The following is a 19,403-nucleotide window of genomic DNA, read 5'->3' as shown; positions in this document are numbered from 1 at the left end:
GCCGCCCGCCCCGTCAGCCCCCGCGCTCAGGCCGGCTCCAGCCGCCGCCGACGGGCCGGGGTGCGCATCCGGTGGGTGCCGGCCACGCGGAGATCGCGGGTGCGGATGGTGTTCATGAACGTCCATTCGGCGGTCGCCGCCGCGCGGGTGAGCGTGACGGTCATATAGCCGCGCCGGCTGGTGTCGCACCATTTGAGTTCGGGATTGGTCTCGACCAGCGCGCGCGCGACATCGGTCGGCGGCACGCCGCGGAAATAGCTTTCAAAGCCCGGCGAGGTCACGCTGTGGGTGTCGAACTCGACCCCGGCCGGGCGGCCGCCTTCGGCCAGATCGAACGCCCAGCCATTATGGCTGTCACCGGCAAGCACGACCAGATCGGCATCGGCCGCCTGCGCCGCGCGCAGGAACCGCGCCCGCGCCGCCGGATAGCCGCCCCAATTGTCGAGGTTGAACGCTATGCCCGCCGCCGAGGCGGCAAGACCGGCTTTGGTGCGGTTGCGGACGATCTCGGGCGCGTCGGCGGCCACCCAGTCGGCGACCCGTTCCGGGGTACGGGTCTGGCCCATCACCGTGCCGAAGCCGACGACCTGCCAGCGCCGCCCGGCGCGCTTCGACGCGCTGAGCGCCCCGGCCAGCCATGCCTCCTGGTCCAGCCCCAGCATGGTGCGCGCCGGATCGGCGAGCGGGCCGTCGCGGAACGCCGACAGCGCCGCGCGGATATCGCCGCCGCCGCGCAGCAGGGTGTCGAGCGACAGCGGCTTGCTGCGGCCATTGAGGCGGCTTTCGGTGCGGAAAAACGTGCCGAGATCGCCGAAATCATAGGCGGCATAGGGCAGGTCCGACACCGGCATCCATTCATGCCAGGCCTGCATCGCGGCGGCGCGGCGCACCGCCCAGTCGCCTTCGCCGGGATTGTGGTTTTCAGCCCCGCCTTCCCACGCATCATTGGCCGATTCATGATCGTCCCACGATGCGAGCATCGGCACGCGCGCATGCAGCGCCTGCAGATCGGGATCGGCGCGGTAACAGGCATAGCGGGTGCGGTAATCGGCGAGCTGGATCATCTCGCCCACAGGCTCCAGCACGCGCTCGGCCACCGCATCGCGCGGCGAGGGATACACGCCGCGCGCATATTCATACAGATAATCGCCCAGATGCAGCGCCAGATCGATATCGTCGCGCGCCGCCGCATGGCCATAGGCGTTGAACCAGCCATAAGGCAGGTTGGAGCAGGAAAACACGCCGATCGTCCAGCTGTCGAGCGCGCCTTCGGGCAGGGTGCGGGTGCGGCCGACCGGCGATGTCTGCCCATCGGCGACAAAGCGGTAGAAATAGCGCCGCCCCGGCACGAGACCGGTGACGGTGACCTTGGCCGTCCAGTCGCGGAACGGCCCGGTCACCACATCGCCGCCGGCAACGATGCGGGCGAAATCGGCGGTTTCCGACACCTCGGCATGGACCCTCGCGCTGTCGCCGCTGCCGACAAAGCGCGTCCACAGCAGCACCGAGCGCGCCTGCGGCTCGCCGCTTGCGACATTATGGGTGAAACCGCGCGCCGCGACCAATTGCGCAATCGCCCGGCTGCCGCCCGGCAGAAGCAGCGCGCCCAGGCCCAGCGCGCCGCCGCGCACCAGGGAACGGCGATCAATCGCAATGGTCATTGTCCGGTCTCCATCAGATCAGCCGAGGCGCCTCGCCTCGGCAAGGAAAAGGTCCACGTCCCCGGCGTCGTGATACAGGCCAAGGCCGATCCTGAGCACGTCGCCGCGCACATCGGTGATCACGTCGCGGGCGATCAGCGCCTGCTGCCAGCCCGGCGCGGCGGGCGCGCGCAGCGCGACAAACCGCGCCGCCGGCCCCGCGCCCGGCGGGTTGAGCAATGTCGCGCGGCCAAGCGGGGTCGCCGCCAGCCCGGCGAGCAGCCGGTCGCGCAGCCCGGCGACATGATCCGAAATCGCCCGTGTCGTCAGCCCTTCGGCAGCGAGCATGTCGCGCACCGCGAGGAACCGGTAGAGGCCCGACGGATCGAAGGTCGCGCCCAGAAAGCGCCGCCCGTCGGGCGCATGGCCGACCGCACCCGGCGGCAGCGCCAGATCGTCGAACGCCGCATACCAGCCGGTCACCACCGGGCGCGGCGCAAAGCCGGGCGGGGCATGGAGGAACGCCACCCCTTCCCCGGCCATCGCATATTTATAGCCGCCCGACATGTAGAAGACCCGGTCGACCACCGCCCCCAGATCGGTCGGCACCGCCATGAAACCGTGATAGCCGTCGATCACCACCCACGGCCCCTCGGGCCGGGCGAGCGCGGCGAGCGGGGCCAGATCGTCCAGCACCAGCCCCGATCCGAACATCACCTGGCTGACGAAGATCAGATCATGCCCGCCGCGTTCGGCGGCGGCGCGGAACCGGGCGGCGAAATCGGCCCCCGGCTCTACCGCGACCGTCTCGACCACCAGCTCGCCCGCCTCCACCCAGCGCGCGGCCTGACGGCGGAAGCTGTGAAACTCGCCGTCGCTCGCCAGCACGCGCAGCGGGCGCGGACGATCGATGGCGGAGACCAGACGGACGATCAGTTCGTGGGTGTTGGGCGCAAAGCAGATCGTCGCCGGATCGGGCAGGCCGAGTTCGGCCGCCACCTCGGCCTGGGCGCGCGGCCAGATCTCGCCCATCACCCGTTCCCATTTGCGGTCGGCGAGCCGCGCGGCATCGGCCCAGGCGTCCTGCTGGCCGGCAAGGCTGGCATCGGGCCACAGATGATGGCTGTGCGCCGCCATATGGAGCCGGCCGGGCGCGGCGGACAGCGCCCTTTCAAACAGATGCTTCCAGCTCACAGCGCGGTTCTCAGCGACCAGAGTTCGGGAAACGCCCTCTTGGCGAGTGTTGATTGCAGATATTTGACGCCGGCGGTGCCGCCGGTGCCGGTTTTGCCGCCGATGATGCGTTCGACGGTCAGCACATGCTTGTGCCGCCACGCGGTCATCGCATCGTCGAGATCGACGAGCTTTTCGGCCAGCTGATAGAGTTCCCACCAGCGCGCCGGATCACGGTAAACCTCGGCCCAGCCCGCCTCGACCGCCGGGTCGGGCGCATAGGGCTGCGCCCAGTCGCGCGCGAGGATGTGCGGCGGCAGCGCAAAGCCGGCGGCGGCGAGCGCGGCATTGGCATCGTCCCACAGGCTCGGCGCGGCCAGCGCCTCGGCCATGGCGGCGGCGGCCTCGGGACGGTCCTGCTGATAGGCGATGAAGCGCCCGTCCTTCAGCCCCAGCATATACTCGACCGTGCGGAACTGATCCGACTGGAAGCCGGAGCTGGAGCCGAGGACGTGGCGGAAGCGCGAATAATCGGCCGGGGTCATGGTGGCGAGCACATCCCAGCTGACCGTCATGACCGTCTGGATGCGCGACACCCGCGCCAGCCCCTTATAGGCGGGCACGAGATCGCCGGCACGGACCATCGCCTTGGCGAGCGTCAGCTCGGCGATGATCTGCTTGAGCCACAGCTCCTTGGTCTGGTGGATGATGATGAACAGCAGCTCGTCATGCCGGTCGGAATGCGGGCGCTGCGCGGCGAGAATCTCGTCGAGCGCGAGATAGCTGGCATAGGTGACGTCGGTGGTCATGCGCCCGTGTAGCAATCACGGGCGCGCGGAGACAGGCTTGCCGGGCCGGGTGCGGGACTGCGCGCCGGGTGCGCCGGGCGGTCAGATCCGCTCGGCACTCACCACGGCATCGGCGGCGCGCAGCGCGGCGAGGATCCGGACCAGATGATGCAGGTCGGCCACCTCGACATCGATCTGGAAGGTGTGGAAGCTGCCGTCGCGGTTTTCGAGCTTGAGGTTGAGGATGTTGGCGGTGTGCGCGCCGAAAATCCCGCTCATCACCGCCAGCGACCCCGGCTCGTTCTTGACCACGATACGCAGCCGCGCCGTGCCGCCTTCCGAGCGGTCGCCCCAGGCCAGATCGACCCAGTCGGCATCGACGCCATCGGCCAGCTCGGCACAGTCGATCGTGTGCACCTGGATCGGCTCGTCGGTGCGGCGCAGGCCGACAATGCGGTCGCCGGGCACCGGATGGCAGCAGGGCGCGAGATCGAAGGCGACGCCGGGCGTGAGGCCGCGGATCGAAATCGCCTCGCGCTGGGCGGGCGGGCGCGCGACGCCGTCGCCGGTCGATCCCGGCATCAGCGCCTCCATCAGCTCGGCATCGCTGATCTGCCCGCGCGCGATGGCGACCATGAGCGCACCTTCGTCGGCCAGCTTCAGCCGCTTGATCGCGGTGCCGATGGCTTCGCCGCCCAGCTGGGCGGGCAGGCGGGCGACGACCTCGTCATACAGCTTGCGCCCCAGCGCCACCGATTCGCTGCGTTCCTTGTGGCGGACGAAACGGCGGATCGCCGCCCGCGCCTTGCCGGTGACGACGAAGTTCAGCCATTGCGGCTGCGGCTCCTGCGCCTTGGATTTGAGGATCTGCACCTGATCGCCATTGGCGATCGGCGTGCGCAGCGGCACGACGCGGCCGTTGATCTTCGCGCCCACCGCCTGATCGCCCAGATCGGTATGCACGGCATAGGCGAAATCGATCGGCGTCGCCCCCTTGGGCAGCTGGATCAGCTCGCCCTTGGGGGTGAAGGCGAAGATCCGGTCCTGATACATCGCCATGCGCGTATGCTCGAGCAGTTCTTCCGGGCTCTCGGCATTGTCGAGGATTTCGATCAGGTCGCGGATCCAGCGCACCTGAGTGTCGGGCTGCCCCTGATGCTGCTTATAGGCCCAGTGGGCGGCGAGGCCATATTCGGCCTGGGCGTGCATGTCGGTCGAGCGGATCTGGATCTCGATCCGCATATTCTCGGCATGGATGACCGAGGTGTGCAGCGAGCGATAACCGTTGCGCTTGGGCGTCGAGATATAGTCCTTGAACCGCCCCGGCACCATCGGCCAGCGGCCATGGATGACGCCGAGCGCGCGGTAGCATTCGGCGATATCGGGCACGATGGCGCGGAACGCCATGACGTCGGACAGCTGTTCAAAGCTGATGTGACGCTCGGCCATTTTGCGCCAGATCGAATAGGGATGCTTTTCGCGCCCCGACACCTCGGCCTCGATGCCATTGCGCGACAGCAGCAGCTTCAGCCCCGATGCGATGCGGGCGATGCGGTCGCCCCCACCCTCGTGCAGCTGGGCGAGGCGGCGGGTGATCGACTCATACGCCTCCGGCTCCAGCTGGCGGAAGGCGAGAGTCTGCATCTCGTTCATGAACTCATACATGCCGATCCGCTCGGCAAGCGGGGCATAGATGTCCATCGTCTCGCGGGCGATGCGCTTGCGCTTGGCCTCGTCCTTGATGAAATGGAGCGTGCGCATATTGTGCAGCCGGTCGGCCAGCTTGACCAGCAGCACGCGGATGTCGTCGGACATGGCGAGCAGGAATTTGCGCAGATTTTCGGCCGCGCGCTGGCTTTCGGTCTGCGCCTCGATCTTCGACAGCTTGGTCACACCGTCGACCAGCCGGGCGACATTGGCGCCGAATTTGGCCTCGATCTCCTCGTGCGTGGCGACCGTGTCCTCGATCGTGTCGTGCAGGATCGCGGTGGCGATGGTCACATCGTCCAGATGCAGGTCGGTCAGGATGCCTGCCACCTCGATCGGGTGGCTGTAATAGGGATCGCCCGATGCGCGTTTCTGGCTGCCATGCGCCTGCATCGAGAACACATAGGCCCGGTTGATCAGGTTTTCGTCCGCGTCGGGGTCATAGCTTTTGACCCGCTCGACCAGTTCATATTGTCTCAGCACCCCCCCAAGATCGGGTCATCGGGGGGAGAACGCAACCGCAATATGCAGCAATGCCGCCGCGGCCGTGGCCGCAAAAAAGCCGGCGCCCGGGGGGACGGGCGCCGGCTCAGGGATGCGGACGAGGGAGGATGGGTCCGCTGGGAGGGGTGGGCGACGGCCGGCCAGGTGGGGCAAAGGCCGCGCCAAGATCAGTCGCGCGTCAGCCGCGTGTCAGCGCTGGACGATCCGGGTGGTGTCGATCCGCGCCTTGGCATTGCACTTGGCAAGCGCTTCGTCGTCGAGCGCGGTGCCCGCGGCGGTGAAGGTCGCGATCTGGCCGAACTCGCGCGCCGCAGCCGCGCAGATCACCGCCGGGCGGCTGGCACCGGCCGCCGCCGTGCAGCTGTCGCCGGCGCAGTTGAACATCAGGCCGCGCACGATGACCTTCGCCGCCGTAGCCGGGTTGGCGAGCTGGAGCCGGTAATGCGCGCCGGCCGGTTCGGCCGACGCCGAGGCCGCGAACAGGGTGAAGGAACCAAGCACCGACACGAAGAGTGCAAGCAAGCGAGCCATGATCCGAGCCTTTCCGATACGTCAGTTGCGAATCGCTACCTAGATTATTAGGTTTCGAGTTGCAACCAGAAACGGAAAAATTTTTGGCGCTTTATGGGCGGGCCGCCTTGGGTTACATTTCCGTGGCAGGAAGAGGATCGATGGGACTGAGAGAACCGCTGGCGCAGATCGCCGCCGAATGCAGCCTGCCCAAGGCCCTTGAGGCCGTGGGCGAACGCTGGTCGTTCCTGATTCTGCGCGCCGCGTTCAACGGCCTGATGCATTTCGAGGAAATGCAGTCGAGCCTTGGCATTGCGCGCAACATCCTCGCCAACCGGCTGGGCCGGCTGGTCGATGTCGGCATTCTGGAGCGCACCCCCTGCGCCGATGACCGTCGCAAGATCGAATATCGGCTGACCGAAAAGGGCATGGCGCTGCTGCCGACGATGATCGCGCTGCGGCAATGGGGCGAGCGCTGGGAAACCGGCTGCCCGTCCAACCCGGTGCTGGTCGACAAGCGCGATCAGCTGCCGGTGGCCGAGGTCCGCGTCCACGCCCATGACGGGCGGCCGCTGGCCTGGGACGATCTGTGCTTCGTCGATACCGCCGCGCTGCGGGCGCTGGCCGCCGAATAACCGGGTCCGCCGAATAACCGGCGCGCCGCGGGCCGGATCAGCCGCTCAGCGCCTCGCCCCGCTGGCCGCCCGTCACGCTGAGGCCCGCCGCCTTGGCCTTGCCGGTGCGATAGGCGATGGCGAGCAGCTGTTCGAGCTCCCCCCGGTCGAGCCACACGCCGCCGCACGCGCGGCAGCGGTCATATTCGATCGATCCCGACACAATCACTTCGGCGTCACCGCCACAGGCCGGACAGGCAAGCTGGCGGCCATGCGCCAGCGAGCGGGATTTCATTTTTTCGGACACGCCTTGCCGGTTTCCTTGCAGAACGCCTTCATCACTTCCTCTTTATAGACGAAGCCGCGCATCGCCTCCATCGTGGCGATGGTTACCGCCGGCTCGGCGGCGCGCATCCGCTGGGCCGGCGCGCTTTCGGCAAAATCGATCAGCGCCTTCAGATCGGCGATGCTCAGCCGCTCGGCCAGCGCGCGCCCCTCGGCGCGCAGCAGCCGCTCCGAGCCTTCGACGGCGACGCGGTGGGCGACCATGCGCAGCTTCAGCCGCTCGCCCGCCTGCAGCTCGGGCATCGAGTCGAGCAGCTCGTCGGTTTCCTTGAGTTCCAGCACCGGCAGCACGCTGGCCAGACTGCCGAGCCGCGCGAGCTGCACGCCCAGCGCCTCTGCCTCGGCGGACGGAACGGTCGGCGCGGCAAGCGCCAACAGCAGCGCGGTCAACATCAGTGTTTCTCCGAAAATGGACAGGAGCGCACCCGCCTGGGCGCGCCATTTGCCGCCGCCTGCGAAGGGCCGGGCGACCCCTTCGTCGCCCGGCCAGTCGCCTAGATGCCCGCCGCCGGGGCGTTCCAGACCGCCGCAGACGCTCCGCACCGGCACCCCCGGCTCTGCGACCGGGTGGGGCAAGCGGGGGAATGAGCGCCTGCTGATGGGGTCGAACGCATATTATCCTCCTCCGACGACGAGACGCGTGGAGCCTGTGACCGGGACCGGACGGATAAGGGGGCGAGAACCGCCGGGCCGGGCACAGGCATACGCTGTGCGGTCCGACATCACGATCGCGAGGGAGACACGATCGCCAGAGGGGCCCGGCCCGCGCAATCTTGGTAGCGCGCGGCCATTCATTGGACGAACGATAAGTTCTGGGGTCAGCTATTCACGCCGTCAATCGAAGCCGGCGGGCGAGCTGGGCTGGACGGGGAACCGAGGCGCAACCGGCGCGTCCCACGCCCCCGATAAACTGCCCGCTGCCCGCTGCCGGCCGCCCGTTCAGGCGGCGCGCGGCGCGTCATCAAGCGGCGCCAGCCGCTGGACATGGCGGAGCAGCGTGACTTCGGTTGCGAGGCACTGGCGCATCATGTCGATCTTCTCGCGCGCGGCGAGGCGATACTGGTCCCAATGCCCCATCGCCTCGCCATGGCTCCAGCGCGCCAGATACTGGTTCAGAAAGCTGTCGAGATGCCCGCGCGTGTCGACGAGATTGCCGATCAGCTCGGCCGCCGCCGTATCGCTGCGCCGCGCCAGCACGACCAGCAGTTCGCGCAGCGCATGGCGGCGCGCGAGGTCCGCGCCCAGCAGCTGCGCCCGCGCCTGGGGCAGGCGTTCATCGGGCATGGCATCGGCCAGCCGCGCTTCGAGTTCGGCAAGGCCGGCATGGATCGCGTCATGCGACACCAACACCCTGCGCACGAGCTGACGATCCAAACATTGTCCCCCACCGGTCCCGCAGCCCATGGCCGACGGTTAACCCCTTGTCGCCGCTCTCAGCCGGGATTTCCATCAGGAATGATACCAATGCCCTCACCGGCAAAGCTGAACGGCGACACGCCGCGCTCGCGTTCGTTGAACAGCAGCGCGCGGCCGCCGGGCGGGGCGGCGCGCTGCGGGCATTCGGGCCGCGTGCAGGCCCGGCAGCCCAGGCCGATCGGGGTCGCCTTGCCGGCCAGATCGATTCCCTGCGCCAGCGCCAGATCGCCGGCCAGCGCCGCCGCCACGCCCAGCCCGACGACGAACTCCGCGCCGACATCGCCGGCCCGCCGCCCCTGCGGATGCACGGTGCGGGCAAGGGTGAACCAGCGGCTGCCATCTTCCAGCTTCACCAGATCGCGCTCGACCCGGCCCGGCCGCTCGAACGCCGCATGCAGCCGCCACAGCGGGCAGCGCCCATCGGCCATCGCCAGCGGGGCGTCGCTCGCCCCGGCATAGAGTTTGGACGCCTGCCCGGCCCGGTCGATGCGGATCATGAAAAACGGCAGCCCGCGCGCGCCCACGCGCTGGAGCGTCGTCAGCCGGTGCGCGACCTGTTCGAACCCCGCCCCGAACCGGCGCTGGAGCAATTCGATGTCATAGCCCGTTGCCTCGCAGGCGCGCAGGAAGCGGGCATAGGGCATCATCAGCGCGGCGGCGAAATAGCTGGTGAGATGGCGGCGGAACAGCCGTTCGGCGGCGCGGTCGGCAAAGCCCGCGCCGCGGGCCAGCGCGTCGATTTCACCCCGCGCCTCGATCGCGCCGAGCTGGAACGCCGCCTGAAAGGTGCGCGACGCCGGATCGAGCATTTCCGACAGCTGGAGCTGGCGCGCATGCAGATCGAGCCGGCGCAGCCGGTCGGGCATCACCTCGACCGGCAGGATGCGCAGCGTCAGCGCATGGCGGACGCGCAGCCGGTCGGCAATCGCGCCATAGAGGTCGGCAGACCCCAGCCGCAGCTCGTCGGCGAGCAATTCGGCAGCGGCGTCGAGATCGGCGAAATGATTGCGCCAGCGCCCGATTTCGTCGCGCACCCGCGCGATCGGATCGTCCGCCGCCGGCCCCGCCGCGCCCCCGCCCCGGTCATAGAGCCGGGCGAACGCCTCGGCCGCGCCGGGGGCGGCGGCGATCCATTCGGCCAGTTCGGCCCGGTCGATTTCCAGATCGGCAAACAGCGGATCGGCCAGCCGGCGGCGCAGCGCATCCGCCCCGCCCCCCGGCCCGGCCCCGGCGAGCGCGCGCGGATCGAGATCGAATTGCTCGACCAGCCGCAGCAGCAGCGCCGCCGAAATCGGCCGCTGGTTGCGCTCGATCAGGTTCAGATAGCTGGCCGACACCGCCAGCCGCGCCGCCATCTGCGCCTGGGTCAGCCCGGCGCGGCGGCGCACGCGGCGCACCTGATGCCCGGCAATCAGCTTGTCGCTGCCGTCCTTGGCCATGCACGCTCCCCATCCCGATCCGGCTCAGATTATGTCAATTCTTTACAGAATGACAGCGCATCACCGCCAAATCCCGACAAGGCCACCCGATTGCACGGCCGAATCGCTGGCGCAACGCCGCATCGAAGCGGAAAAGGCGGTCACAGCCTCTCGGGATTGTAAAGGATTTCACCATGGCCGATTTCGCTTCGCTCGTCCCCGCGCCCACCGGCCGCTTCGACGGGATCAACCGCACCTACACCGCCGCCGATGTCGAACAGCTGCGCGGGTCGGTGCCGATCGAATATACGCTCGCCCGGCGCGGCGCGCTCAAGCTGTGGGAACTGCTCAAGACCGAACCCTATATCAACGCACTCGGCGCGCTGTCGGGCAATCAGGCGATGCAGATGGTGCGCGCGGGCCTGAAGGCGATCTATCTGTCGGGCTGGCAGGTCGCGGCCGACGCCAACACCGCCGGGGCCATGTATCCCGACCAGTCGCTCTATCCGGCCAATGCCGGCCCGGAGCTGGCGCGGCGCATCAACCGCACGCTCCAGCGCGCCGACCAGATCGAACATTCGGAAGGCGGGGTGAAGCGCGACTGGTTCGCGCCGATCGTCGCCGATGCCGAAGCCGGCTTTGGCGGGCCGCTCAACTGCTTCGAGATCATGAAGGCCTATATCGAGGCGGGCGCCGCCGGCGTGCATTTCGAGGACCAGCTGGCATCCGAGAAGAAGTGCGGCCATCTGGGCGGCAAGGTGCTGATCCCCACCCAGGCGCATATCCGCAACCTCAATGCCGCGCGGCTGGCCGCCGATGTGTGCGGCGTGCCGACCGTCCTTGTCGCCCGCACCGATGCCGAATCGGCCAAGCTCATCACCTCCGACATTGACGAGCGCGATCACGAGTTCCTGACCGGCGAGCGCACGCCCGAAGGCTTTTTCCGCCTGAAGGACGGCACCGGCGTCGATCACTGCATCAAGCGCGGCATCGCCTTTGCCGAACATGCCGATCTGCTGTGGTGGGAAACCTCGCACCCCAATCTGGAAGACGCCAAGCGCTTTGCCGAGGCGATCCAGAAGGCGCATCCGGGCAAGATGATGGCCTATAACTGCTCGCCCTCGTTCAACTGGGAAGCCAAGCTCGACCGCGACACCATCGCCAAGTTCCAGCGCGAGCTGGGGGCGATGGGCTATAAGTTCCAGTTCGTCACGCTGGCCGGCTTCCACCAGCTCAACTACGGCATGTTCGAACTGGCGCGCGGTTACAAGGATCGCGGCATGGCGGCCTATTCGGAGCTGCAACAGGCCGAGTTCGCCGCCGAGGTGAACGGCTATACCGCGACGCGCCACCAGCGCGAGGTCGGCACCGGCTATTTCGATCTGGTCGCCCAGGCGGTCGCGGGTGGCGAGGCGTCGACCACCGCGCTCGCCGAATCGACCGAGGCCGAACAGTTCCGCAAGACCGCGGCCTGAGCGCGCACCGCGCCACGATCGCTCCCATGGCCGCCCTGCCGGCCATGGGAGCGGATTTTTTGATCCATTCCGGTTCCGCAATGGATCGGATCGGCCGGTTTCGCGTTTCCCCTCCGTTACATGGGGGGAATGGCCGGTTGCGCGCCCCCGCATCGCAGTCGGGGAACGGGGCGGCAATGGGCGAACAGGCCTTTATGCGCGGGGGCGGCGAAATGGGTGCCCGGATCCGCGCCCATGACTGGTCGGCCTCGCCGCTCGGCCCGCCGCTGACATGGCCGGTGCCGCTGCGCATGATGCTGGGCCTGTGCCTCCAGTCCAGCTTTCCGACCGCCCTCTACTGGGGGCCGGACCATATCCTGCTGTATAACGACGCCTGGACGATCATCCCGGGCGAACGCCATCCGGCAGCACTCGGTCGCCCGGCCCGGCTGGTCTGGCCGGACATATGGGACGTGATCGCGCCGCAGATGCGCGACGTCTTCGAACGCGGCATCGGCTTTTCCGCGATCGACCAGATGCTGCCGATGCGGCGCCACGGCGCGCTGGAGCAGACCTATTGGGATTACAGCTTCACCCCGATCCGCGACGAGAGCGGGGCGGTGCTGGGCATATTCAACCAGGGCCGCGAGGTCACCGACCGGGTGCTGCAGTCGCGGCGCGACCGGCTGCTGGCCGAAATGGACGACCGGCTGCGCCAGGCCACGACCGAGGAACAGGCGCTCGACGCCGCGCTGGCGCTGATCGGCACCGGCTTCGGCGTCATCCGTGCCGGCTTTGCCGAACTGGAGGATATGAGCGATGCCGCGATCGTCCGCCGCTGCTGGACGGCGGGGGCGGTGCCTTTGTCCGGGCGGTTCGCGCCCGGCGCGTTCGGGGCCGGACTGTCCGCGACACTGCGCCGGGGCGAGGTGCTGCGGGTCGAGAGCCTTGACGATCTGGGCGAGACCGACGCGGCGGCGATCCAGCTGATGCAGGATCTGGACATCGCGGCCCTGCTTGCCGCGCCGGTGATCACCGACCGCGGCTATGCCGGGTCGATCTTCCTCCATTCCCCCGTCCCGCGGCGCTGGTTCGATCACGATGCCGCGCTGCTGCAACTCGCCGCCGGGCGGCTGTGGCGCGACCTTGCGCGCACGCGGGCCCAGGCGCGGCTGCGCGACAGCGAGCAGCGGCACCGGCTGATCTTTGAACAGGCGACCGACATCATGTTCACCGCGACGCTCGACCGGGTGATCACCGCCGCAAATCCGGCCGCCGGTGCCGCCCTCGGCCTGCCGGCGGCAGCGCTGGTCGGGCGGCCCCTGTCGGATTTCCTGCCCCCCGGCGAGGGCCGCCGCGCCTGGGCGAAGCTGCGCCCCCGGCGCGGCGGGCGCGGCGACGCCGGCGATCCCCGCCATCATGACGTCCGCGTGATCGGCGCGGACGGCCGGGCGATGCGCTGGGCGGTCAGTTCCACGCTGACGCTCAGCCATGACGGCACGCCCATCGGCCTGCATGCGATCGCCCGCGACGTCACCGCCGAGCGCGCGTTCGAGGACCGGCAGACGCTGCTGATCCATGAACTGAACCACCGGGTGAAAAACACGCTGGCGCTGGTCCAGGCGCTCGCCCGCCACAGCCTGAAGCCGGGGCGCGAGACCGGCCGGGCGGCGACGGACTTTCAGGGGCGGCTGGCGGCGCTGGCGGCGGCGCACGACCTGCTGACCCGCGAACAGTGGGAAGGCGCGACCCTGGCCGAACTGGTCCGGCGCGCGACCGGCCCGGTCGTGATGGAGGGTCACCGCATCTCCGCCGCCGGTCCCCATGCCGAACTGACGCCCAAGGCGGCGGTCGCGCTGGTGATGGCCCTGCACGAGCTGTCGACCAATGCGGTCAAATATGGCGCGCTGTCGGTGCCCGGCGGGCGGATCGGCATCGGCTGGCGGCTGGAGGGCGACAGGCTGCGCTTCGACTGGACGGAACTGGGCGGACCGGCGGTCGCCCCCCCGGCCGGGCGCGGGTTCGGCATCCGCATGATCGAACGCGCGCTCGCCTCCGACCTGGCGGCGCAGGTCAGGATCGATTTCGCCCCGGCCGGGCTGATCTGCACGATCGACGCGCCGGTCGCGCTCAATCTCAGAATGATATAGGAAAGGACCGATGATGACCGACGCCATGACCGGCCTGCGCATCCTGATCGTCGAGGACGAGGCGATCATCGCGATGATGGCCGAAGACATGCTGCTGGAACTGGGCGGCGATGTCGTCGGGATCGAGACCAGCCTTGCCGCGGCGCTCGACCGGGCCGGACGCGGCGATTTCGACATCGCCCTGCTCGACATGAACCTCAATGGCGACAACAGCCTGCCGGTTGCCGAGCGGCTGCGCGCACTGGGGCGACCGTTCGTGTTCACCACCGGCTATGGCAATGCCGGGCGGCCCGCAGGCTTCGACCGCGTGCCGCTGGTCTGCAAGCCCTATCGGACCGCCGATCTCGCCCAGGCGATTGCCGCCGCGATGACGGCGCAGCCGGCGGACTGATCCGCCGCCCGGTCAGCGCGGGGTCGTGGAGGGAGGAGGCACCGGGGCAGGCGTTGGCGGCGCGAGCAGATCGAGCGTCGCCACAGTGAGCGCCTCGGCCGCCGCGCCGATCACCGCTTCGGCGTCGGGGGCCCAGAACGGGCTGTGCAGCGACGGCAGCCGCGCCGGATCGCCGCCGGCTTCGTCCCATTTGGCGCGCGGCACGCCGCCGACCCAGAAGATGCTGCTCTTGATCCGGCCGGGATCGACGGCGCGATATTCGGGGAAATCCTCGCTCACCATCACCGGCCGCACCGGGCGGACGCGCTCGCCCCCGAAATGGGCGGTGAAGCGGCTGGCGAGACGCGCGGTCAGATCCTCGTCGTTGAACGTCGCCATGCCGCTTTGCGGGTCGACCGTCATCACCGGCATCAGCGCGTCGTCCAGCCCGGCGGCAATCGCCTCGCCGCGCGCCACCCGCGCGATCCCGGCCAGCAGCTTGGCGCGGGTTTCGGGGGCATAGCTGCGCACCGTCAGCTGCAACCGCACCTCGCTGGGGATGATGTTGTGCTTGGTGCCGCCATGGATCGACCCGACGGTCACCACCACCGCATCCTGGGGGTCGATTTCGCGCGCGACCAGCGTTTGCAGCGTGGTGACGATGCGTGCGGCAAGCACGATCGGATCGCGCGTCGTCGCGGGCGCGGCCCCATGCCCGCCCACGCCCCTGACCAGCAGATCGACGGTATCGACCGCCGCCAGCGCATAGCCGGGGGTATAGCCGATATGCCCCGCCGGCAGCGACGCCGAATCGTGAAAGGCAAGGACGTAATCGGGCCGGGGAAAGCGGGTATACAGCCCGTCCTTCAGCATCGCCTGCGCGCCGCCGACGGTTTCCTCTGCGGGCTGACCGATCATCACCACCGTGCCCGACCAGCGACCGCGCAGCGCCGCCAGCCGCCGGGCGGTCGCGATCCACGCGGTCATGTGCGTATCATGGCCGCAGGCGTGCATCACCGGCGTCTCCTGCCCGTCCGGCCCGCGCGCGCGCACCTTGCTGGCAAAATCAAGCCCAGTCTGTTCGGCGACCGGCAGCGCATCCATGTCGGCGCGCAGCATGACCACCGGGCCGGGGCCGTTGCGCATCACCGCGACGATTCCGGTGCCGCCGACCCCGGTCGTGACCTCAAACCCCGCCTTGCGCGCCTCGGCCGCCATGATCGCGGCCGAGCGCCGCTCCTGCCCCGACAGCTCGGGATTGGCGTGCAGATCGCGGTAGATGGCGATCAGCCCCGGCATGTCGCGCGCCAGATCGGCGGCGATGGCAGCGGGGGACTGGACAGCGGAGGACTGGGAAGTCGCCGCCGGTTGGGCGGCGAGCAGCAGGGACAGGGCGGCGATGACGGTCATGCGCACAAGGCTAGCAGCCCCGGCCCGGCGCGCCAGCCCCGATCTGCGGTCAGCCGGCGGGCAGGATCTCGATCACGTCGAACAGGCTTTCAAACGGCGGCGCGGGCAGGATGATCCGCCAGCGCGGCGCATCCGCCGTTCCGACCGATTCGACCAGCCCGGCCAGATCGCGGCCGCCATCGCGGCCATAGCCGATCGCGCGCACCTCGTCGCCCAGCGCCAGCGAGCCAAGGAACACCGGCGGCTGCGCCCCGCGGCCCGGATAGATGCGCCCGACCGGGCGCTGGACCGCGTCCAGCATCTGGAAGCGCAGCCGCCCGGCATTGTCCTCCACCCGGCACGGCGTCGCCATGCCGGCCGCAAAGGCGCGCGTCGCCCCCGGCCGCGCCCCCAGCTTGACGACGCGGCAGCGATACATGCCCGGCGGCGGCGCATCGGCGCGCCCGGCATCGGGATCGAGCAGCGCCCCTTCCCCGGCCAGCTGGGCGGCAAAGCCGGCGGCGCGCGCCGCCTCCAGCCCGGCAAGGAAGGTCGTGCGCCACTGGCGCAGGCGGATCAGATCGGCCGGGCGCGCCACCCGCCGCCAGTCCGCCCCGGCGGCGGGGGCCATTTCGGCGCGCAGCGGCGGCGCATCCTGCACCGGCGCGGCCTGAAGCGCGACTGGGGCCAGAATGAGCAAGCCGGCCGGCACGGCGCTACGCACGCGGATCATGCCGGTCAGGCCGCGGTCCAGCCGCCATCGACGGTCAGATTGGCCCCGGTGATCGAGGCGGCACCGTCGCCGCACAAGAACAGCGCCAGCGCCGCGACCTGTTCGGGGGTCACGAACTGCTTGGTCGGCTGGGCGGCGAGCAGCACGTCGTTGATCACCTGATCGCGCGTCAGCCCGCGCGTCGCCATGGTGTCGGGGATCTGCTTTTCGACCAGCGGCGTCCAGACATAGCCCGGGCTGATGCAATTGGCGGTGATGCCGGCCTGCGCGACTTCGAGCGCGACCGTCTTGATCAGCCCGGCCAGCCCGTGCTTGGCCGCGACATAGGCCGATTTATTGGGGCTGGCGACCAGCGAATGCGCCGAGGCGGTGGCGATGATCCGCCCCCAGCCGCGCGCCTGCATCGCCGGCAGCGCCGCGCGGATCAGATGGAAGGTCGAGCTGAGGTTGATCGCCAGGATCGCATCCCATTTGTCGACCGGAAACGCGCTGACCGGGGCGACATGCTGGATGCCGGCATTGCTGATCACGATGTCGGGCGCGCCCAGTTCGTCGGTGCAGCGGGCGACCATCGCCGCAATCTGGTCGGGCTGCGCCATATCGGCATCGCTGTAGCGCGCGGGCGCGCCGGCCAGCGCCTCCAGCGCCGCGCGCTCGGCCTCGATCGCGGCAGGGTCGCCAAAGCCGTTGATCATCACCGACACCCCCTCGGCGGCGAGCGCGCGGGCATAGGCCAGCCCGATGCCAGAGGTGGATCCGGTGATCAGCGCGATCTTGCCGGCAAGGGTCATGTGCTCAGGTCCTTCAGCTGCGGGTCAGGTCGAATGCGGCGGTTTCGCCGTTCAGGATGTTGCGGGCGAGCAGCGCGCTGGCATTGACCGACTGCATCACCGCGCCATGCCCGGCCGCCCAATGCTCGCGCATCGTGCGGGTGGAGAATTCATAATCGCGGGCGTCGCCTTCCCATGCATTGGGGCGGTGGATCAGATGGACGATGTTGACCGGATGCTCCTCGGCCAGCGCCTTCAGCGCCGCGATGTCGGGATCGCCGCACAGCTCGGCCGGCAGCTTGGCGAGCGCGCGGCGGATCAGCTCGCGCTCCTTGCGCAGCCGCAGCAGCTGGTCGCTGACCTGCCGGGTGCGGCTCGAAAAGCGGATTTCCTTGGCGCGCGCGATCACGTCTTCCATCGTGCGCGGCACCCGCCCTTCGGCCGGGAACAGATCGACCTGGAACACCAGCATCGGCGAGGTCTGCGTGTCCATCACCTCCTGCAACGGGGTGTTCGACACCAGCCCGCCATCCCAATAGAGCCGCCCGTCAATCTCGACCGGCGGCAGTCCCGGCGGCAGCGCGCCCGATGCCATGATGTGGCGCGCGTCGAGCCGTTCGCGGCGGTTGCTGAAATAGCGGAAATTGCCGCTTTCGATCTCGACCACGCCGACCGAGACATGGACCGGCCCGTCATTGAGCAGATCCCAGTCGACCAGCCGGTCGAGCGTGCGGGCAAGCGCGCGCGAATCATAGAAGCTGAGCGCATCGGGCGTCCCCGCCCGCGCCAGCGCCGGCGGCAGCGGGCGCGGCGCGAAGAACCCCGGCACCCCCATCAGCGCGACGAACCCGGCCGACCATTCGTGCAGCGCCTGCCGGGTCTGCGAATCGTCGAGCGCGGGGAAGCTGGGCAGCCAGCTGGTGACGAGCGACCAGAATTCGTGCAGCGCGGCGACGCGGCGGGCGGGCGGATTGCCCGCGATGATCGCCGCATTGACCGCGCCGATCGAAATGCCCGCGATCCGGTCGATGGCGATGCCGCGCTGGTCGAGCGCCTGATAGACGCCCGCCTGATAGGCACCGAGCGCGCCGCCGCCCTGCAGCACCAGCGCCACGCATTCGGGCAGCGGCAGCGCCGGTTCGCGCCGGCGACGGGGACGCCCGGGGGGCGGGTCTGCATCGGCCATCGAAAACCTCCTCGCAGCGCCCTTTCCCCTGTCGTAAGATGGCGCGACATGCAACCTTGGGCGCGGCCATGCGATCAGCATCCCGCCGATCCTTATACCGGGACCATGCCGATGCGCCTCGACGATTACCGGACCAGCGACAATGTCGGCGACCAGCGCGGGCAGGAATTCGGCGGCGGAGGCTTTGGGGGCGGAGGTTTCGGGAGCGGCGGACTGGGCCTGATCCTCGGGCTGGTCGGCAGCCGGTTCGGGCTGGGCGGGATCGTGGTGGTCGTGATCGGCGCGATGCTGCTCGGCATCAACCCGTTCGGCGGCGGCGGCGGACGACAGGCGGCCGGGCCGGCGACCAGCACCGCAATCGGCCAGAATGTCGCCGCCCGCGCCTGTGCGGTCGACGCCGCCAGCCGCTTTTCCTGTCAGGTGCTGGCCAGCACCGAGGACAGCTGGGCGCGCATCTTTGCCGAACGCGGCCAGACCTACCGCCCCGCCGGGTTCATTTTCTATGACGGGCGCGGCCAGTCGGGCTGCGGCGCGGCGCAGGCGGCGATGGGGCCGTTCTACTGCCCGAGCGACAACCGCATCTATCTGGACACCAGCTTTTACGCCGAGCTGCAGAACCGGTTCGGCGCGGCCGGGGATTTCGCCCAGGCCTATGTGATCGCGCACGAGGTCGGCCATCATGTCCAGGCGCTGACCGGGGTACTCGACCAGGCGCGCGCCGCGCAGGCCCGCACCGATGCGCGCGGCGGCAACCGCATCCAGGTGCGCGTCGAGCTGCAGGCCGACTGCTATGCCGGGGTGTGGGCGGCGCGCAACCGCGACCGGCTGGAACCCGGCGACATCGAGGAAGGGCTGCGCGCCGCCGCCGCGATCGGCGACGACACGCTGCAACGCGCGGCACAGGGCCGGGTGGTGCCCGAAAGCTTCACCCATGGCAGCGCGGCAGAACGCCAGACCTGGCTGAAACGCGGCCTGGACAGCGGCGACCCGGCCGTGTGCGACACATTTACGGGTGCGGTCTAAGGGGTGTTCAAGCCGGGCTGAACCGCGCGGCGAGGCGGGACACGCGGTAGATCAAAGGCCTGAAGGGATCGCGGCGGCGGGTTGGTTTGCGGCGCGCCTCGCGCCGGGTTTGTCTGTTGCGCGCCTTGCGGCGCGGGGGCGGCACCGGCCCGCACCCCCACCCGGCCTCCCAACGGCAGGTTACGCTATGGGAGGCCGGGTGGGGGTGCGGGC

Annotated in this window: 18 protein-coding genes; 5 read left to right on the top strand and 13 right to left on the bottom strand. The window is 69.5% G+C overall.

All coding sequences use genetic code 11. From position 1 onward, the window contains the following. Positions 1 to 26 precede the first annotated feature (26 nt). The 5 genes from OPU66_RS05120 to OPU66_RS05100 all read right to left on the bottom strand — a co-directional run bounded on the left by OPU66_RS05120 (position 27) and on the right by OPU66_RS05100 (position 6,343). Entirely contained in the window at positions 27 to 1,661 is a 1,635-nt protein-coding gene (locus OPU66_RS05120) for an alkaline phosphatase D family protein (protein WP_498552531.1), read from the bottom strand. 18 nt (positions 1,662 to 1,679) lie between these two features. Further along, positions 1,680 to 2,834: an aminotransferase class V-fold PLP-dependent enzyme gene (locus OPU66_RS05115; RefSeq protein WP_498552530.1), complete on the bottom strand. Its 1,155-nt coding sequence runs from the start codon at positions 2,832 to 2,834 to the stop codon at positions 1,680 to 1,682. After that, positions 2,831 to 3,622: a tryptophan 2,3-dioxygenase gene (locus OPU66_RS05110; RefSeq protein WP_498552529.1), complete on the bottom strand. Its 792-nt coding sequence runs from the start codon at positions 3,620 to 3,622 to the stop codon at positions 2,831 to 2,833. The genes OPU66_RS05115 and OPU66_RS05110 overlap by 4 nt, the downstream gene beginning before the upstream one ends. Positions 3,623 to 3,703: 81 nt before the next feature. Beyond that, positions 3,704 to 5,791: a RelA/SpoT family protein gene (locus tag OPU66_RS05105; RefSeq protein ID WP_498552528.1), complete on the bottom strand. Its 2,088-nt coding sequence runs from the start codon at positions 5,789 to 5,791 to the stop codon at positions 3,704 to 3,706. Positions 5,792 to 6,001: 210 nt separating this feature from the next. Next, positions 6,002 to 6,343 (bottom strand): CC_3452 family protein, encoded by a 342-nt coding sequence (locus OPU66_RS05100; protein ID WP_498552527.1) that lies wholly within the window; start codon positions 6,341 to 6,343, stop codon positions 6,002 to 6,004. 140 nt (positions 6,344 to 6,483) lie between these two features. On the opposite strand from OPU66_RS05100, the gene OPU66_RS05095 reads away from it, so the two are divergent. Continuing rightward, on the top strand, positions 6,484 to 6,957 hold the full coding sequence (locus tag OPU66_RS05095; RefSeq protein ID WP_498552526.1) for a winged helix-turn-helix transcriptional regulator: 474 nt from the start codon (positions 6,484 to 6,486) through the stop codon (positions 6,955 to 6,957). Between the two features lie 37 nt (positions 6,958 to 6,994). Here the strand turns inward: OPU66_RS05095 and OPU66_RS05090 are convergent, their stop codons facing one another. The 4 genes from OPU66_RS05090 to OPU66_RS05075 form a co-directional block, all read right to left on the bottom strand. Further along, the gene (locus tag OPU66_RS05090; protein WP_498552525.1) at positions 6,995 to 7,231 is read right to left on the bottom strand and encodes a TFIIB-type zinc ribbon-containing protein; all 237 of its coding nucleotides are present in this window, start codon (positions 7,229 to 7,231) and stop codon (positions 6,995 to 6,997) included. Continuing rightward, positions 7,228 to 7,674 carry a DUF2059 domain-containing protein gene (locus OPU66_RS05085; RefSeq protein ID WP_498552524.1) on the bottom strand — a complete coding sequence of 149 codons (447 nt, stop codon included), beginning with the start codon at positions 7,672 to 7,674 and terminating at the stop codon, positions 7,228 to 7,230. Before OPU66_RS05085 ends, OPU66_RS05090 begins: the two co-directional genes overlap by 4 nt. Before the next feature lie 546 nt (positions 7,675 to 8,220). Next, entirely contained in the window at positions 8,221 to 8,640 is a 420-nt protein-coding gene (locus OPU66_RS05080) for a hypothetical protein (protein ID WP_498552522.1), read from the bottom strand. Positions 8,641 to 8,714: 74 nt separating this feature from the next. Continuing rightward, positions 8,715 to 10,136, bottom strand: coding sequence for a helix-turn-helix domain-containing protein (locus OPU66_RS05075; RefSeq protein ID WP_498552521.1), 1,422 nt, complete (start codon positions 10,134 to 10,136; stop codon positions 8,715 to 8,717). A gap of 173 nt (positions 10,137 to 10,309) precedes the next feature. On the opposite strand from OPU66_RS05075, the gene aceA reads away from it, so the two are divergent. The 3 genes from aceA (at position 10,310) to OPU66_RS05060 (ending at position 14,110) form a co-directional block, all read left to right on the top strand. After that, positions 10,310 to 11,590 carry an isocitrate lyase gene (gene aceA / locus OPU66_RS05070; protein WP_498552520.1) on the top strand — a complete coding sequence of 427 codons (1,281 nt, stop codon included), beginning with the start codon at positions 10,310 to 10,312 and terminating at the stop codon, positions 11,588 to 11,590. Between the two features lie 176 nt (positions 11,591 to 11,766). After that, a complete protein-coding gene (locus OPU66_RS05065) occupies positions 11,767 to 13,719 on the top strand; it encodes a PAS domain-containing sensor histidine kinase (protein ID WP_498552519.1) in 1,953 nt (650 codons plus the stop codon). A gap of 10 nt (positions 13,720 to 13,729) precedes the next feature. Beyond that, positions 13,730 to 14,110, top strand: a complete 381-nt coding sequence (locus OPU66_RS05060) for a response regulator (RefSeq protein WP_498552518.1) — start codon at positions 13,730 to 13,732, stop codon at positions 14,108 to 14,110. A gap of 12 nt (positions 14,111 to 14,122) precedes the next feature. Here the strand turns inward: OPU66_RS05060 and OPU66_RS05055 are convergent, their stop codons facing one another. From OPU66_RS05055 to OPU66_RS05040, 4 genes are read right to left on the bottom strand one after another with little or no spacing between them, the layout of a single operon-like run. Continuing rightward, entirely contained in the window at positions 14,123 to 15,499 is a 1,377-nt protein-coding gene (locus OPU66_RS05055; RefSeq protein WP_498552517.1) for an amidohydrolase, read from the bottom strand. A gap of 49 nt (positions 15,500 to 15,548) precedes the next feature. After that, positions 15,549 to 16,211 (bottom strand): DUF4893 domain-containing protein, encoded by a 663-nt coding sequence (locus OPU66_RS05050; protein ID WP_498552516.1) that lies wholly within the window; start codon positions 16,209 to 16,211, stop codon positions 15,549 to 15,551. A 5-nt stretch (positions 16,212 to 16,216) separates the two neighbouring features. Further along, positions 16,217 to 17,002 (bottom strand): 3-hydroxybutyrate dehydrogenase, encoded by a 786-nt coding sequence (locus OPU66_RS05045; protein ID WP_498552514.1) that lies wholly within the window; start codon positions 17,000 to 17,002, stop codon positions 16,217 to 16,219. Positions 17,003 to 17,015: 13 nt separating this feature from the next. After that, entirely contained in the window at positions 17,016 to 18,167 is a 1,152-nt protein-coding gene (locus OPU66_RS05040; RefSeq protein ID WP_498552512.1) for a patatin-like phospholipase family protein, read from the bottom strand. A 111-nt stretch (positions 18,168 to 18,278) separates the two neighbouring features. Between OPU66_RS05040 and ypfJ the strand changes: the two genes are divergently transcribed. Continuing rightward, entirely contained in the window at positions 18,279 to 19,190 is a 912-nt protein-coding gene (gene ypfJ, locus OPU66_RS05035; protein ID WP_498552592.1) for a KPN_02809 family neutral zinc metallopeptidase, read from the top strand. Positions 19,191 to 19,403 lie beyond the last annotated feature (213 nt).

The organism is Sphingomonas sp. URJC2, from assembly GCF_059803575.1.
Note: the sequence above shows the minus strand (reverse complement) of the source record. Positions and strands in the feature narration are given on the sequence as shown.